General features: G+C 55.8%; 13 protein-coding genes. 3 read left to right on the top strand and 10 right to left on the bottom strand.

Features of this window, described 5'->3' with window-relative positions; genetic code table 11:
* Positions 1 to 47: 47 nt before the first annotated feature.
* Together Q334_RS0106205 and Q334_RS0106210 are read right to left on the bottom strand one after the other, a co-directional pair.
* The gene (locus Q334_RS0106205; protein WP_035460883.1) at positions 48 to 1,100 is read right to left on the bottom strand and encodes a GlxA family transcriptional regulator; all 1,053 of its coding nucleotides are present in this window, start codon (positions 1,098 to 1,100) and stop codon (positions 48 to 50) included.
* A gap of 107 nt (positions 1,101 to 1,207) precedes the next feature.
* Positions 1,208 to 2,155, bottom strand: coding sequence for a phytanoyl-CoA dioxygenase family protein (locus Q334_RS0106210; protein WP_027312450.1), 948 nt, complete (start codon positions 2,153 to 2,155; stop codon positions 1,208 to 1,210).
* A gap of 171 nt (positions 2,156 to 2,326) precedes the next feature.
* On the opposite strand from Q334_RS0106210, the gene Q334_RS0106215 reads away from it, so the two are divergent.
* On the top strand, positions 2,327 to 3,181 hold the full coding sequence (locus tag Q334_RS0106215; protein ID WP_035460885.1) for a helix-turn-helix domain-containing protein: 855 nt from the start codon (positions 2,327 to 2,329) through the stop codon (positions 3,179 to 3,181).
* Here Q334_RS0106215 and Q334_RS18240 read toward each other — a convergent pair.
* Positions 3,162 to 3,851 (bottom strand): ribonuclease T2 family protein, encoded by a 690-nt coding sequence (locus tag Q334_RS18240; protein ID WP_051527565.1) that lies wholly within the window; start codon positions 3,849 to 3,851, stop codon positions 3,162 to 3,164. The two genes, Q334_RS0106215 and Q334_RS18240, sit on opposite strands and share 20 nt — an antisense overlap.
* A 115-nt stretch (positions 3,852 to 3,966) precedes the next feature.
* Between Q334_RS18240 and Q334_RS0106225 the strand changes: the two genes are divergently transcribed.
* Together Q334_RS0106225 and Q334_RS0106230 are read left to right on the top strand one after the other, a co-directional pair.
* Positions 3,967 to 4,560 (top strand): LemA family protein, encoded by a 594-nt coding sequence (locus tag Q334_RS0106225; RefSeq protein ID WP_027312452.1) that lies wholly within the window; start codon positions 3,967 to 3,969, stop codon positions 4,558 to 4,560.
* Positions 4,561 to 6,450 carry a M48 family metallopeptidase gene (locus Q334_RS0106230; protein ID WP_027312453.1) on the top strand — a complete coding sequence of 630 codons (1,890 nt, stop codon included), beginning with the start codon at positions 4,561 to 4,563 and terminating at the stop codon, positions 6,448 to 6,450.
* 176 nt (positions 6,451 to 6,626) lie between these two features.
* Here Q334_RS0106230 and fadA read toward each other — a convergent pair whose 3' ends face one another.
* The 7 genes from fadA to Q334_RS0106265 all read right to left on the bottom strand — a co-directional run bounded on the left by fadA (position 6,627) and on the right by Q334_RS0106265 (position 15,170).
* Positions 6,627 to 7,802 carry an acetyl-CoA C-acyltransferase FadA gene (gene fadA, locus Q334_RS0106235; protein WP_027312454.1) on the bottom strand — a complete coding sequence of 392 codons (1,176 nt, stop codon included), beginning with the start codon at positions 7,800 to 7,802 and terminating at the stop codon, positions 6,627 to 6,629.
* 23 nt (positions 7,803 to 7,825) lie between these two features.
* Positions 7,826 to 9,973 (bottom strand): fatty acid oxidation complex subunit alpha FadB, encoded by a 2,148-nt coding sequence (fadB, locus tag Q334_RS0106240; protein ID WP_027312455.1) that lies wholly within the window; start codon positions 9,971 to 9,973, stop codon positions 7,826 to 7,828.
* Positions 9,974 to 10,016: 43 nt separating this feature from the next.
* Positions 10,017 to 10,946 carry an electron transfer flavoprotein subunit alpha/FixB family protein gene (locus Q334_RS0106245; RefSeq protein ID WP_027312456.1) on the bottom strand — a complete coding sequence of 310 codons (930 nt, stop codon included), beginning with the start codon at positions 10,944 to 10,946 and terminating at the stop codon, positions 10,017 to 10,019.
* Positions 10,943 to 11,695 carry an electron transfer flavoprotein subunit beta/FixA family protein gene (locus Q334_RS0106250; RefSeq protein ID WP_027312457.1) on the bottom strand — a complete coding sequence of 251 codons (753 nt, stop codon included), beginning with the start codon at positions 11,693 to 11,695 and terminating at the stop codon, positions 10,943 to 10,945. The genes Q334_RS0106245 and Q334_RS0106250 overlap by 4 nt, the downstream gene beginning before the upstream one ends.
* Positions 11,696 to 12,117: 422 nt before the next feature.
* Positions 12,118 to 12,879 carry an enoyl-CoA hydratase gene (locus tag Q334_RS0106255; protein WP_027312458.1) on the bottom strand — a complete coding sequence of 254 codons (762 nt, stop codon included), beginning with the start codon at positions 12,877 to 12,879 and terminating at the stop codon, positions 12,118 to 12,120.
* 37 nt (positions 12,880 to 12,916) lie between these two features.
* On the bottom strand, positions 12,917 to 13,471 hold the full coding sequence (locus Q334_RS0106260; protein ID WP_035461000.1) for a DUF2889 domain-containing protein: 555 nt from the start codon (positions 13,469 to 13,471) through the stop codon (positions 12,917 to 12,919).
* A gap of 16 nt (positions 13,472 to 13,487) precedes the next feature.
* Complete coding sequence (locus tag Q334_RS0106265; RefSeq protein ID WP_027312460.1) at positions 13,488 to 15,170, bottom strand: AMP-binding protein; 1,683 nt, start codon at positions 15,168 to 15,170, stop codon at positions 13,488 to 13,490.
* Positions 15,171 to 15,224: the final 54 nt, after the last annotated feature.

Raw genomic sequence — 15,224 nt, forward strand, 5'->3', positions numbered from 1 at the left:
AGTCAAAATTAGTAAACAGGAGTCATTTGTCAACCAAATGGTAAAAACTATCCATACAAACGACTGCGGTCACGTCGTGCTCGTCCAGGGGGTAAGCCAAAGTAGGTTTTATAGGCATGGCGAAAATGCGACATACAACTGAAGCCACAGGCCACCGCAATAGCAGCCATGGGCTCATCCGACTGCATGATCAGTTGCCGTGCTTTAGTTAGGCGGAGTTCCAGATAAAAGCGCCTAGGAGAGGTGTTCAAATGCTTCACAAAGAGGCGTTCCAGATAGCGTCGTGACATGCCCACATACTCCACCAGCTCATCCAGGCTGACGGGGTCCTCAATATTGTTCTCCATGATTTCCAACACATTCTTCAGCTTGGTGGGTAAACCAGGACGATTCAGCACCGAGGCAATGTAAATATCCTGCTCAGGCTCCAGGCGGTCACGATCCAGCACCTCTTCAATCGCCTGCACACAATCTTCTCCCTGCTGGGCACGAATAAAGTGCAACATCATCGGCAAGGCGCTGTTGGAACCTGCACAGCTCATCACACCGGCATCAAGTACATAAGGAGCCCGTACCAGAGCGGAATCCGGAAAACGCTCACGGTAGCTTTCCCGGTTATCCGGATGCAGGGTCACCTTACGCCCCTCCAACACCCCCGCTTGAGCCAGATAGTAACTGCCATTCCAGAGCCCGCCGAGCTGCAACTTGAGCTGAGCTGCCTGCTGTAGTTTTTTGCGCAACAAACGATCCAATTGCAGACTGGTACGGTAACCGCCGCACACCAGCAATACATGGGTATCAGCAATGCCCAGCTCCGCCAGGGGGTGATCCGCCGCTAGCTCAATGCCGACATCCGAGCGCACCAACTTGGGCTCCAGGCTATAGGTCACCACGCGATAGAGCGGTGCGCCATTGACCAGATTGGCCGTCACCAGCGCATCTACCGCCGCCGAAAACGCCATTAATGAGAAGTTCTCCAACAGCACCAGCGCAACCTGGGTCACCGCCTGATTGCCACCTGGCTGGCTGATATAGACCCGGTTAGCCAATTTAACCCGGCTGGCTTTTACCGGGGTGGAGTGGGGCAGTGAGGCGTTCATGCGAGCTCCCTATGCAGCAAGATCGCCTCTATATAGCACGCTCACAGGCAGAACAAGACCTCCAGACCGACCTGCGTTGCCCTGCCTGCGCCCTGCTTAACCCTCTCTCAATACCAAGAGTCCAGCCCCAGCAGCTTGCGTCCCAGTGCATTCAGTTGCGCATGGGGATAACGAGTCTGCTCCCAACGCCGCGGGTCGCCCGGGAACGGCTGACCAGGGGGAGGTAACACTTCACGCCAGGCCTGGATACGCCAGTCGCGCAGGGCCTGGTTATCTTCCTCCGCCGGGGTCATGGCGATGTATTGCGCCATTCTCACCCGGTTAGCACGATTGGGGCGAATACCATGGGCCAACAGGGAGTTAAAAATCAGCAAGTCACCTGCCTGCAGATGCACCGATTCAACCGCATAGGGCACCTGGCTCATCTCCGGACGCCACGGGTTGGCATCCGCAGGTTGCCTGGCCAGCCACTGCTCTAAATGGGCAAAAAGCTCAGGCACACATTGGAAGCCCCCTGTTTCCTCATCGGTATCCGTTAACGCCAATACCCCCTGCACCCCAACCGGTAAAGGTCGCAGCTGGGTATTGGCATCCCAATGAATAAAGCCCTGAAAAGGACGGCGATGGTCATTCGGTGGATTCAGATTGGCACGATCAATACTGACCCATAGCTCTTCACGGTCCCAGATATCGACAAAGGCATCATAGATGCGCGGTTGTTGGCGGTTACGCCATAACAAGGGGTGATGGTAGGCCTCCACCATACCGGAGTGATTCAGCTCCTGCATCGCATGCTGAGCTTCCGGCCCCTGATACCAACTGTCTGGATCCTGCGCCGACATCTGCTGAAACTCCCACAGAAAGTCACAGGTTTGCGCGACCTGTTGTGCACTAATGGCCTGACGCACAACCACATAACCATAGTGCTGCCAGTGGGCAAAGTCGGACTCGCTCAACACCCGTAAAGGCCGCTGTTTACGCAGATAACGCAGATCTTGCAGTTGCTGCTGTCCCACCGAGGCATTGCCCGGGGTATCTTGATAAAGGTGACGCATATTCAAGCTCCTGTTGCAGTTCACCCCTGCAGTCTGACGCCAAATAGCACTAAGAATTGCTACCCTTCCATCAAGTTTTGCTACTTTTGCTGCAGAAATGAGCCTGCCTATGACCTTAATAAGCGTTTTTTGGCACACTCATGCTCCTGCTTTGCCCCTGGGACCCCAGCCATGCATCAACCTCAACGGGAACATATCCAACAACCGGACCAAGGCTTCTCCTGGCGCTACTTTCATCGTCGCCTGCCAGAACTACCATTTCACTGGCACTTTCACCCGGAGTATGAGCTCACCCTGACCCTCGGCTGTCAGGGCCAGCGTTATGTCGGGCAATCCGTGGAAGCCTTCAGCAGTGGCGATCTTTGCCTGCTGGGGCCCAATCTGCCCCATAGCTGGCATAGCCATCAATCCCGGCAAGAGGCTGAAGCGCTGGTGATTTGGTTAAGTGAAGAGTGGGTCACCCATCTGTGTGGATTTGCCGAATATGCTGACTTAGCCGAACTGTTTCAGCGCGCCCGCCAAGGCCTGTGCTTTACCGCTCAGGAGGACTGGCAAAGCCGCATCCGCCCTCTTGGGCACTTACCACCACGCCCCAGGCTGCTACAGCTATTGGCATTACTGCATCGTTTGGCCGCCAGCCCTGCTCGCCCCTTACAGCCTGCCAGCCCTCTCACTGATAGCCTCACTAGCCAGCAGCCGCGACAGTTTCAGCGGCTACTGGACTATCTGCATCAGCACTATCAGCAACCGTTAAACCAGAACCAACTGGCTGCGACATTACACCTGAGTCCCAGCAGTTTGCAGCGTCTGTGTCGCCGCCACCTAGGCCAACCCCTCAGTCAATATGTGCTGCAACTGCGGCTAGGACATGCGTGCTCACTGCTGCTTAGCAGTGCTCAACCCATTGGCTTAATTGCCGAGCGTGCAGGCTTTACCAACCTGGCCAATTTCAACCGTCTATTTCGTAAGTACAAGGGCCAAAGCCCCCGCCAATTTCGCCGCGCCTTTACTGCGGAACCTGAATAATGGCCGAGGCGGGGGCACCTCGCCCATTACAACGGCGATAGCGATAATCCTGATCCATACACAGCCAGACCTCGTTAAAACGATTCCCCTTACCCGTGCGTACCAACATATGCTCTGCCTGCAAGCCGGGATTGAGCTCAATAAAACGCTGCTGCAGTACCTCGACCTGGATTTTACTTTCCGTTAATTCAGGCAACTGCAAGCGCTGGTGCAACTGCTCAAGCTGAGCAAAGTAACTGCCAGGATCGTTAAATGCGCAGGAGCCATGCTTTTGCCACTGGGCTTGCATCAACTGCACCCCAGGTACGGTGCAGAGATACTGTGCCAGAGTTGCCTGATCTACCCGGCTACTCTGGCAATGACGCGGCTGGCTGCACTTGGCCGCCTTGGCGTTATAGTCCTGTGGCCACAGGCCATGCACCACCCAACGAAACTGATTATCCTGGCACTGATGGCGATTGGCCGGGCGATCTCCCTGACTGGCACAGAAACTAGGCGACCAGGATAACGCCAGCAAAAAGCCATTGACCTGGGCCTGTTGATTCTGGCAATCCAGTTTCTCCAACCGGGGTGTTTCCAGCACCTCCGGTAATTGGCAACTTTCCGCCCACACACTGCCAGACAGCACACTCAGACAAACCCCAACCCACCAGCCAATCAGTTTTCGCATAAGCGCCTCCTTGAACGCCGCCATTATCGGTAAATTGCCGCTGCAAACAAGCTGTGCCAAGATGCCCCTAGCATTGCATACCGCTCGCTACCCCTCTCTTTGCAAGGAGCACGCTATGGGCACCTCCAGCCTGATTACTCTCGCCATCCTCGTTATCCTGGCGCTTGGCCTGATGCGCATCTACAACAATCTGGTCAGTAAGCGCAATCAATGGCAAAACGCCTTTGCTCAAATCGAAGTCCAGCTCAAACGCCGCTACGACCTCATCCCCAATCTGGTCGAAGTCGCCAAAGGTTACATGCAACATGAGCGGGAAACCCTGGAAAAGGTGGTACAGGCGCGTAATGCTGCCGTCACCAGCCTGCAGCAAATTGCCAACAAGCTGGGGCCAGATGAATTAAAAGCCTTCGCCCAACAGGAACAGCAACTCGGCCGGGCGTTGGGACAATTCAATATGGTGATGGAGCAGTATCCAGACCTCAAAGCCAACACCACCATGATGCAGCTAAGTGAAGAACTCACCAGCACCGAAAACAAAGTCGCCCGTGCCCGTCAGTTCTATAACGACATGGTGATGGACTATAACGCCTACCGTCAGTCCTTCCCGCCGGTCGTACTGGCCGCCAGTTTTGGCCATGGCCAGGATGCTGCACTGCTGGAGTTTGCCGACAGTGAAGCCATTCAGCAGGCCCCCAAGGTCAGCTTCTAAATGCATTTTTTTAACTGGCAACAGGATGCCCAACGACGCACCCGCTGGCTGCTGATCCTGCTGGGACTGGCCATCCTGTTGCTCGCCACGGGTCTCTATTTACTGCTGAGCCTGGCACTGCTTTGGCAGCAGGAGCTCCCCCTCCAACTTAACGCCCTGCTGGCCCTATGGCATTGGCCCCACTATGCCCTCACCCTGGCCAGCGTGGCGGCCTTAGTGCTGCTTGGCAGCCTGTATAAACACTGGGAGCTGGGGGCAGGCGGCAGTGCCCTGGCCAGCAAATTAGGAGGGCGCCCCGTCAGTCCCGACAGCCAGGATCCCTATGAGCGGCGCCTGCTTAATCTGGTCGAAGAAATGGCCATTGCCTCCGGCATGCCGGTCCCTCAGGTGTACCTGCTCGACTATGAAGGTGGCATTAACGCCTTTGCCGCCGGTTATGAATTTGAGGATGCGGTGATTGGCGTCACCCGTGGCGCTCTGCACCAGCTCAACCGTGATGAGTTGGAGGGTGTCATCGCCCATGAATTCAGCCACATTGCCCATGGCGATATGCGCCTTAACCTGCGTCTGATCAGTTTGGTGTTTGGCCTGACTCTGCTGGCCGAACTGGGCCATATTTTATTACGCGCTAGCAGCGGCAGACGCCAGCAGGGAGGACTGGCACTGGCAGGTCTGGCCCTGCTAGTACTGGGTTATGCGGGCAGTTTTTGTGCCGGGCTGATTAAAGCAGCCGTCAGCCGCAACCGAGAATACCTGGCCGATGCCTCCGCCGTGCAATACACCCGTAACCCGGATGGCCTCGCCAATGCCTTAAAACGAATTGGCGCCGCCCGCGAAGGCAGTGAGTTGGTTAACCTACATGCCGGTGAAGCAGCACATCTGATGTTTGCCAATACCCTGGACTCCTTTATGGCACTGTGGGCAACCCACCCGCCCTTAGCCGCACGCATTCGTAAACTCGATCCCCACTGGCAGGGGCACTATCAGCTGCCAGCGGTAACGCCCCTGCATCCGCCAGCAGCACCCCACACAGCAGAAGCAGAAGCAACCGCCCCCGCTATGGCCAGCCTGATCATCAGTGCGGCCAGTGGCGCCATGGCTAGTCAGCAGCAACTGCAGCAGGCCAAACAAAGCATGGGGGCACCGACCCCTGCCCATCGCCACTACGCTCAACAATGGCTGACCAGCCTGCCATTACCCCTTGCCAGTGCCAGCCATCAACCCCAGCAGGCCTCCTTACTGGCACTGGCACTCTGGCTGGAAGTGTTGCCAGGCCAACGTCCCCCATTACAGAGCCTGGGTCACGCCAACCTGCAACAACTCGCCCAATTAGAACGGGCACTGCAATCCTGGTCCGGCTTACGTTTACCCTTGTTCGAGCGCTGCCTGAGCAGCTTAGCCAGTTGCGCCCCCGACCTGCGCCGTACTCTGTTACAACTGAGCACCGAGCAAGCCAAGCAACACCCCCATCTGCTGGCAGAAGGGATGCGTCTGTTACTGGAGCAGCACCTCCACCCGCCACGCTCCGTGCCACTGACGAGCCGTCGCCTCAGGCAGGCCGGTCAACATCTGCTCCCACTCCTGGCTCAGCTGTGTCACGCCAGCGCCATGCCTTCACCGCAAGCCCTGGCGGTTTTACAGCAGCAGTGTCAGGCACTGGGGCTCGCGCCCCCCACACAGCTACCCCAGGCCGAGGCCAACCAACTCAACCTTGGCATTCGCCAAGCGCGGCAGTTGCAACCCTCGGCCAAAGCCCAGCTGCTGGAAGCCTGCATGGCCATCTGCTGCCATGACGAACAGCTACGCAAGGAAGAAGTCGAGGCGTTGCGGCTCTTGGCCCTGCTACTGGGGTGCCCACTGCCTCCTCTGCTGCCATCCGACAGCGCCTAATCCAGGCTCTCATGCCTGTGCACAAACAAAAAAACCCCGCCAACGGCGGGGTAAGATTACGGACACAAGCCTTACTACTAGGGTTACAAGCCTGGGCAAGCCCAGGCCGGGCATTGAGAGAATCCAGCTTCGCTGCCTGACTTCCCTGAAGGTCAGAGCCAGGCAGCGTTGCCTGTTTAGATCCGCTCAAAAATGGTGGAAATCCCCTGCCCCATACCGATACACATGGTGGCCAGACCCAGGGTGCCCTGGTTCTGTTCCATCACGTTGATCAGGGTGGTGGATATCCGGGTACCAGAACAGCCAAAGGGATGACCCAGGGCAATAGCACCGCCATTGAGGTTGACCTTCTCATCCATCTTGTCGAGCAGTTTCAGGTCTTTCAGCACCGGCAGCGCCTGGGCGGCAAACGCCTCGTTCAGTTCAACATGGCTGATATCTTCCATCTTCAGGCCAGCGCGCTTCAGCGCCTTCAGAGTCGAGGGCACTGGGCCGTAGCCCATGATGGAGGGATCACAGCCTGACACGGCAGTGGCACGCACCACGGCACGGGGAGTCAGGCCCAAATCCTTGGCACGCTGATAGGACATCAGAATCATTGCCGAGGCGCCATCTGAGATGGCAGAAGAGGTGCCCGCTGTGACTGTCCCGACTTTAGGAATAAAGGCAGGGGGCAGCTCAGCCAAGGAGGCAGCGGTCACATCATTACGAATCACTTCATCAACATCGATCAGGGTCTTGAAACCGTTGGCATCGTGACCTTCGATGGCGATCAGCTCCTTGGCAAAACGACCTTCAACGGTGGCCGCCCAGGCACGCTGATGCGAACGGGCACCAAACTCATCCATTTGCGGACGCTGGATACCGTGCATTTTGGACAGCATTTCCGCGGTGATACCCATCATCATGGACGCCTTGGCCACATGCTTGCTCATCACCGGGTTGATATCCAGACCGTGCAACATGGGTACGTGGCCCATGTGCTCTACCCCACCGACGATAAAGACATCACCGTTACCGGTTTGAATCGCCTGCACCGCGGTGTGCAACGCCGCCATGGATGAGCCGCACAGACGGCTGACGGTCTGGGCCGCCACCGTAACCGGCAAACCCGCCAGCAAACTGACAGAACGGGCAACGTTAAAACCCTGTTCTTTGGTCTGGTTCACACAACCCCAGATCAGGTCTTCCACCTCGGCGGGATTCACCCCTGGGTTGCGAGCCATCAGTTTTTTCACCAGCTCGCCAGACATATTTTCAGCACGTACGTTGCGGAATACCCCAGCCTTGGATTTACCCATGGCAGTGCGGGCACAGTCGATTACCACAACATCATTAGGTTTGAGACTCATGCTAATTCCTCCACTCCCGGGTATCAGTTGAAGTACTTACGGCCTTCGGCGGCCATTTTGCGCATCTCTTCCGTGGGCTGATACAGCGGGCCCAGATGCTCATACTTGGCAGCCAGCTCGATAAAGTTGGCCATACCCAGGGTATCCAGGTAATTCAGCGCACCACCACGGAAGGGAGGGAAGCCAATACCGTAAATCAAGCCCATATCGGCTTCAGCAGCCGTCGCAACAATGCCGTCTTCCAGGCAACGCGCGGTTTCGATACACATCGGGATCATCATGCGGGCGATGATGTCATCCTGTTCCAGTGTCTTCACCTCACCGCCAATCTCGGCCAGCAGACTGAAGATTTCCTCGTTCACCACCTTCTTCGGCTTGCCACGCTTATCAGTCTGATACTCGTAGAAGCCTTTGCCATTCTTCTGCCCCAGGCGACCCAGCTCGTACAGTTTCTCAATTACGGTGGTGCCTTCGTGGGCCATGCGATCGGGGAAGCCTTCCGCCATTACCTTGTCAGCATGGCAGGCAGTATCAATACCGACGACATCGAGCAGATAGGCAGGGCCCATCGGCCAGCCAAAGCCTTCCATCACCTTGTCGACCTGACGGAAGTCCGCGCCGTCAGCCATTAACATGGAGAATCCGGCGAAGTAAGGGAACAGCACCCGGTTCACCAGGAATCCTGGGCAATCATTGACCACGATAGGAGTCTTACCCATCGCCTTGGCATAGGCCACCGTAGTCGCAATGGCTTTCTCGGAGGTTTTCTCGCCGCGGATAACTTCCACCAACGGCATCCGGTGCACCGGGTTAAAGAAGTGCATACCGCAGAAGTTTTCCGGACGCTTGAGCGCCTTAGCCAAGCGGTTGATGGAGATGGTAGAGGTATTGGAGGTCAGGATGGCATCCTCACGCACCAGGCCTTCTACTTCAGCCAGCACACTTTCTTTAACCTTGGGATTCTCAACCACCGCCTCGACCACCAGATCCACATGGGCAAACTCGCCATAGGACAGGGCGGGGGTAATCTGGTTAAGGGTTTTGGCCATCTGTTCGGTGGTGATCTTCTCCCGCTCAACCTGCTTCAACAGCAGTTTGTTGGCTTCCGACAGCCCCAATTCCAGCGCCTTAGTGTTGATGTCCTTCATGATGATGGGAGTGCCCTTCACCGCGGACTGATAAGCCACACCCCCACCCATAATGCCAGCGCCCAGTACCGCGGCCTGCTTGACCGGGTTAGCTTGGGCCTCATACTGCTTGGCTTGCTTCTTCAGGTATTGATCCTTCAGGAACAAACCAACCAGCGCCGCAGTAACGGGAGTGCGAGCCATTTTGGCGAAGCCTTTGGCCTCAATCTCAATCGCCTTCTCACGGCCATGACGGGCCGCTTTGGCGATGGTGTTGATCACTTCCATCGGTGCAGGATAATGCGGGCCCGCTTTGGCACCCACTACCCCTTTGGCGGTTTCAAACGCCATCATCTTTTCGATTTCCCCTAGCTGCAGGGGAGACTGCTTTTCCTGGCGGCGGGCCTGGTAGTCAAAGTCACCTTTAATGGCTTTCTTCAGTAGGTCCAGCGCCCCTTCACGCACCTTGTCGACCGGCAGCACTGCATCCACGGCGCCGTCTTTAAAGGCTGCTTCAGCCCGCTTTTCACTACCGCCGCAAATCCACTCCACCGCGTTATCGGTACCAATCAGACGAGGCAGACGCACGGTGCCGCCCCAGCCGGGATAAATACCCAGTTTCACCTCGGGCAGACCGACCTTGGCGCTGTCCGCCATGACGCGGAAGTCACAGGCCAAACACATTTCGAAACCGCCACCCAGGGCCACCCCATTGATAGCCACCACCGTGGGGCAAGGCAGGTCTTCAACACTATTGAAAATGGCGTTCAGGCCCAGAATGCCCTCGATAATCTCTTCTTCCGAGCGGGCAAACATGGCGTTGAATTCGGTGATATCGGCACCGACGATAAAACAGTCTTTGGCGCTGCTAAACAGTACGCCCTTCAGCCCTTCCGTGGTCGCCAGCTTGGCCACCACCTCACGCAGCTCACCCAGGGTCAGCTGACTAAACTTATTGACCGACTCCCCAGCCAGATCGAAACAGACTTCATAGATGCCCGCTTCAATGGCCTGTACGCGAATCGCTTGACCTTGAAATTCCATCACTCACTCCTCGTTCGCTTGGGCGGCATCTGGCCGCCGGGCATCACAGTGCGTTGACCAGCTCAGGTACAGCTTCGAACAGATCCGCCACCAGACCATAATCCGCCACCTGGAAGATGGGGGCCTCTTCGTCTTTGTTAATGGCGACGATCACCTTGGAATCCTTCATCCCCGCCAGATGCTGAATAGCACCGGAGATGCCCACTGCCACATAGAGGCTGGGGGCCACGATCTTACCGGTCTGACCGACCTGAATGTCGTTAGGGGCAAAGCCGGCATCCACCGCCGCGCGGGAAGCACCAACAGCAGCATTAAGCTTGTCCGCCAGGGACTCGATCACGGCAAAGTTTTCTTTGGAACCCACACCACGGCCACCGGAAACCACCACACCTGCAGCAGTCAGCTCAGGGCGATCCGATACCGCCAATTCGTCTTTAACATGGGCAGACACACCAGCATCCACCGCCTGAGTCAGGCTTTCGATACTGGCATTCCCGCCGGTCGCAGCCACCGCATCAAAGGCAGTGGTGCGAACAGTGATGACCTTTTTCGCATCCAGGCTTTGCACCGTGGCGATAGCATTACCGGCGTAAATCGGGCGCTTAAAGGTATCGGCACTTTCCACTGCGATAATGTCGGACAGCTGCGCCACATCCAGCAGCGCTGCAACGCGGGGCAACAGGTTTTTGCCATTAGAGGTGGCAGGTGCCAAGACGTAGTCATACTCGGCAGCCAGCTCAACCACTAAGGGAGCCAGATTTTCTGCCAGTTGATGAGCATAACTGGCTTGATCCGCCAACAGTACCTTGGCCACACCCACTGCCTGGGCCGCTTGTTCAGCCACCACACCGCAACCGCTACCTGCCACTAACAGGGTCACCTCACCGCCCAATTGCGCAGCAGCACCCAGAGTATTGAGAGTCGCGCCCTTCAGGCTGTGGTTATCGTGCTCGGCAATCAATAGAATTTTCATGACAGCACCTTCGCTTCATTCTTCAGCTTGTCTACCAGCTCGGCCACCGAGCCCACCTTGATGCCACCCTTACGCTCAGCAGGCGGCTCGACTTTCAACTGCTTAGTGTGCACCTTGATGGCGACCCCTAATTGCTCGGGAGTCAACACATCCAGCGGCTTCTTCTTCGCCTTCATAATGTTAGGCAGCGAGGCATAACGGGGCTCGTTCAAGCGCAGGTCAGTGGTCACCACCGCAGGCAGGTTGATCGCCAGGGTTTGCAAGCCACCGTCCACTTCACGGGTCACCTTAGCCTGCTGACCTTCCACCACCAGCTCAGAGGCAAAGGTTGCCTGGGGCATACCCGTCAAGGCAGCCAGCATTTGTCCGGTTTGGTTGTTGTCAGAGTCGATCGCCTGCTTACCCAGGATAACCAGACCCGGTTGCTCCTGTTCCACCACCTTGGCCAGCAGTTTGGCTACATTCAGTGAGTCCAGGCGGAGATCAGCCTCAATTTGGATACCACGATCAGCGCCCAACGCCAGGGCGGTACGAATTTGTTCCTGGCAGCTCTTATCGCCAATAGAAACCACCACGATCTCCGTTGCCACACCCTTTTCTTTCAGGCGCACAGCTTCTTCAACCGCGATTTCACAGAAGGGGTTAATCGCCATTTTGACGTTGGCCAGATCCACATCGCTGTGATCTGCCTTAACACGTGCTTTGACGTTGTAATCAATGACACGTTTGACCGCGACTAGAACTTTCATAAAGCCCTCATTATTGTTGTGTGGGCGCCAGCGGCTATGCCCTCAATCAACGGGTGGAACCTGTAACAAAAGCATTCAAGGCTCCGTTCGAATGTACTCCATACTAGTGATTGCGCCTGATCGAACAATAACAAAAACCACCAGTGTAACTAACAAAAGCCACCAGCAAGGCTAGACCAGGATCTGTATCAACACCAGCCAGAGCCACTCACCACTGCCTGACAAGCCACTGCTGGCGCGGTTTACCCCGCTTTACCACTGCTCGCCAAGCCGCGCCGGAATGCCAAGGCTTGGAGCTACCCTGGCAGTATCCAGTAATTTCCTGACACTTTTATTCAAGCACTCTTTTATGACGGCTAAAAACGCAAAAGCCCAGCACAGGGCTGGGCAATGGCAGCGATCAACGATCCACTAAAGCCGGTTTAACGAAATACCGGAGGACGCTTTTCCATAAAAGCCGTCAGGGCTTCATTCGCTTCGGTACTGAATAGGCGCTCTTTAAAAGCCACCCCTTCAGCTTCAATCACCGCACTAATCGCCTGCTGTTGCGACACTTTCAGCATTTGCTTACTAATTTGTACCGCCTCAGGAGGCAAACTGAGCAAACGCTCCACCAGCTCCATGGTCACCATGTCCAGTAGTTCAGGCTCTACTACCTGATTCACCAAGCCCAACTGCTGAGCCCGCTCGGCACTGATGCTCTCGCCCAACACCAATAGCTCAAAGGCCAGGCGCTGCCCCATTAACTGCGGGATTAACAAACTAGTGGCTCCCTCCGGCACCAAGCCTAGTTTTACAAAGGGCATCTGGAATGTGGCTGCACCACTGGCTAGCACATAGTCACAATGCAGCAGCATGGAGGTGCCGATACCAATTGCCAAACCATTTACCGCCACCACGATGGGCTTCGGGAAAGCTGCCAAGGTTTGCAGAAAATCGAGCGGGGCGCGGACTTCCCCCCCCTGACTGGAAGCTGCAGCAATAAAGTCCCCCAGATCATTACCGCTGGTAAAACTATCGCCACAACCGGTGATCAGAACCACTCGGATCAGCTGATTATCTTCCGCCTCCTGCAGCGCTTCCGTCATCTCAATATACATTTCCTGAGTGAGGGCGTTCTTTTTAGCAGGGCGCTCAATGCGCAAACTCAGCAAGCCATTTTCGACTTCAATTGCAATGGCCATGGGTTCTCCTGGATGTCGGGGGCTGCCCAAGGGGCTGTTACTCTGCCGCGCCCTGGTAATACTCAGGTAAGAAGGTTTTCACCACCTCCCCTGCGCCAGACCAAGTATGGCAACTATCGATCAATACGCGTTTAGAGGCCTCGGCTTCACCACTGTTCTGCCGCGCATACCAGGTGGTCTGAAAGGCCGTGGTGGCAAGCGGGAGCAGCAACTCACTCAGGTGAGTACAACCTGCTACCCCTCCTAATAATTCCTTGATTTGGCGATTCCAACCCGGACCGATACGGGTACCGACTAATTTTTGGTAGGCCTGACTAATGCCAGGACAGGTGTGGAAAGGAGCAGACTCAATACAGGCCTCAACCGCATGGATTAACAGGCTGTCATCCAGAGTCAGGCGCAGACGCATCAAATGGAAAGGCTCGCCAGCGGCCACCCTGCCGGAAGGACGGCCTGGGCTCGGCGTATCTTCCGCCTTGATATCGACCATACTGCCTTCGATATCCCATAGACCATCTTCACGCAGAAATCCCTGGCACTCCACCCGGCGCTGGTGTACCAGACGCCGGGCTACAGCTTGACTCAAACTCATCTTGGCACCCATTACTTCAGGCGGCAGCACTACTATCCGTTGCCGGCTCTCGCAGCGCTCTTCTTAATACCTTGCCCACATTGGACTTTGGTAACTCATCCCGGAATTCGACGAACTTCGGCACTTTGTAAGCAGTCAAACGCTCGCGACAGAACGTCTTCAGCTCAGCGTCACTAATGCTGCTGCCCTCTTTGAGTACCACAAAAATCTTGATGGCTTCGCCGCTCTTTTCATCGGGCACACCAATCGCCGCACATTCCAGAATGGCCGGGTTGGAGACCACAATATCCTCCACCTCATTGGGATAGACGTTGAAGCCGGAGACAATAATCATGTCTTTACGACGATCAACAATCTTCATGTATCCATCGGCCTGGATAATGGCGACGTCGCCGGTACGGAAGTAGCCATCTTGAGTGAAGGAGGAGCGTGTTTCCTGCTCCCGCTGCCAGTAGCCCTTCATAACTTGCGGGCCTCGCACGCACATCTCACCGGGCGTTCCCTCCGGCACATCATTGCCAGCCGGATCAATCAAGCGTACTTCAGTAAAGGCAACAGGTTTGCCAATGGTACCCAACTGATTCGCCCCTGGCGGGTTAAAGCTGACCACTGGAGAAGTCTCGGTCAAACCATAGCCTTCCAGCACTTCACAACCAGTAATGCTCTGCCAGCGCTCTGCCGCCGCATGGGTCAGGGCCATACCGCCGGAGGAGGTGTACTTAAGCTTGCTGAAGTCCAGTTTGCTAAATTCAGGATGATTACAGAGGGCCACAAACAGCGTATTGAGACCCACAAAACCGTCAAACTGCCACTTCTTTAACTCTTTAATAAAGCCTGGAATATCGCGGGGATTCGCAATCAAGACCGAGTGGTTACCCGTTGCCATCATCACCATACAATGCATGGTATAGGCATAAATATGGTAGAGCGGCAAAGGCGCAATAAAAGTCAGACTCTCGCCCTCCAAACCTTTACCAAAGCGATCACGCGCCTGTTGCATATTGGCGATCAGATTGGCATGGGTCAGCATCGCACCTTTCGCTACCCCGGTGGTACCGCCGGTATATTGCAGCACCGCCACATCATCCAGGCCTTTTTCAACCAGGGTATAGTTATGCTGCCCCCCTTTACGCAGGGCGGTCAGGAAGTTCACTTCCGAGGGCAACGAGTACGGCGGCTCCATTTTTTTCACATAGCGCACCACCGCATTGAGAATCCAACGCTTAGGTGCCGGATGTAAGTCACCGATCTGGGTGGTGAAGATATAGCGAATATCCGTTTCGTCGAGGATTTCCTGGGCCTTCGCCGCCATGCTGGCGTAAATCACCAAGGCTTTGGCACCACTGTCTTTAAACTGGTGTGCCATTTCCCGCGAGGTATACAGCGGATTGGTATTCACCACCACCAGCCCGGCCCGCATCGCACCGAATACCGCTACGGGGTACTGCAACAGGTTGGGTAACTGAATAGCGATACGGTCCCCGGGTTGCAAATCGGTAAAATGCTGTAGATAAGCAGCAAAGGCGGCAGATAGCCGATCCAACTCCTGATAACTGAGAGTATGCCCAAAGCAGGTAAAAGCCGGACGCTGGCCATACTTCTGACTGGCCCGTTCCAACACCTGCGGGATATGGGTAAAGCCTTCGAAATTAATAGATGACCAGTCCTGGATTGAACCGGCGGCAGCCAAGGTGCTCATCACTGTGTCCCCAGGGTTATTTTTATAAGCAAAGGGTAGTCGTAAAAGGGTAAA

Source organism: Balneatrix alpica DSM 16621, assembly GCF_000619885.1.
Classification (GTDB): domain Bacteria; phylum Pseudomonadota; class Gammaproteobacteria; order Pseudomonadales; family Balneatricaceae; genus Balneatrix; species Balneatrix alpica.

Coding starts and splice junctions, on each gene's coding strand:
- Q334_RS0106230 (WP_027312453.1), top strand. CDS start 4,561: ATGCATTTTTTTAACTGGCAACAGGATGCCCAACGACGCACCCGCTGG.
- Q334_RS0106245 (WP_027312456.1), bottom strand. CDS start 10,946: ATGAAAATTCTATTGATTGCCGAGCACGATAACCACAGCCTGAAGGGC.
- Q334_RS0106255 (WP_027312458.1), bottom strand. CDS start 12,879: ATGGCCATTGCAATTGAAGTCGAAAATGGCTTGCTGAGTTTGCGCATT.
- Q334_RS0106215 (WP_035460885.1), top strand. CDS start 2,327: ATGCATCAACCTCAACGGGAACATATCCAACAACCGGACCAAGGCTTC.
- Q334_RS0106225 (WP_027312452.1), top strand. CDS start 3,967: ATGGGCACCTCCAGCCTGATTACTCTCGCCATCCTCGTTATCCTGGCG.
- Q334_RS0106250 (WP_027312457.1), bottom strand. CDS start 11,695: ATGAAAGTTCTAGTCGCGGTCAAACGTGTCATTGATTACAACGTCAAA.
- fadA (WP_027312454.1), bottom strand. CDS start 7,802: ATGAGTCTCAAACCTAATGATGTTGTGGTAATCGACTGTGCCCGCACT.
- Q334_RS0106260 (WP_035461000.1), bottom strand. CDS start 13,471: ATGAGTTTGAGTCAAGCTGTAGCCCGGCGTCTGGTACACCAGCGCCGG.
- Q334_RS0106210 (WP_027312450.1), bottom strand. CDS start 2,155: ATGCGTCACCTTTATCAAGATACCCCGGGCAATGCCTCGGTGGGACAG.
- Q334_RS0106205 (WP_035460883.1), bottom strand. CDS start 1,100: ATGAACGCCTCACTGCCCCACTCCACCCCGGTAAAAGCCAGCCGGGTT.
- Q334_RS0106265 (WP_027312460.1), bottom strand. CDS start 15,170: ATGAGCACCTTGGCTGCCGCCGGTTCAATCCAGGACTGGTCATCTATT.
- Q334_RS18240 (WP_051527565.1), bottom strand. CDS start 3,851: ATGCGAAAACTGATTGGCTGGTGGGTTGGGGTTTGTCTGAGTGTGCTG.
- fadB (WP_027312455.1), bottom strand. CDS start 9,973: ATGGAATTTCAAGGTCAAGCGATTCGCGTACAGGCCATTGAAGCGGGC.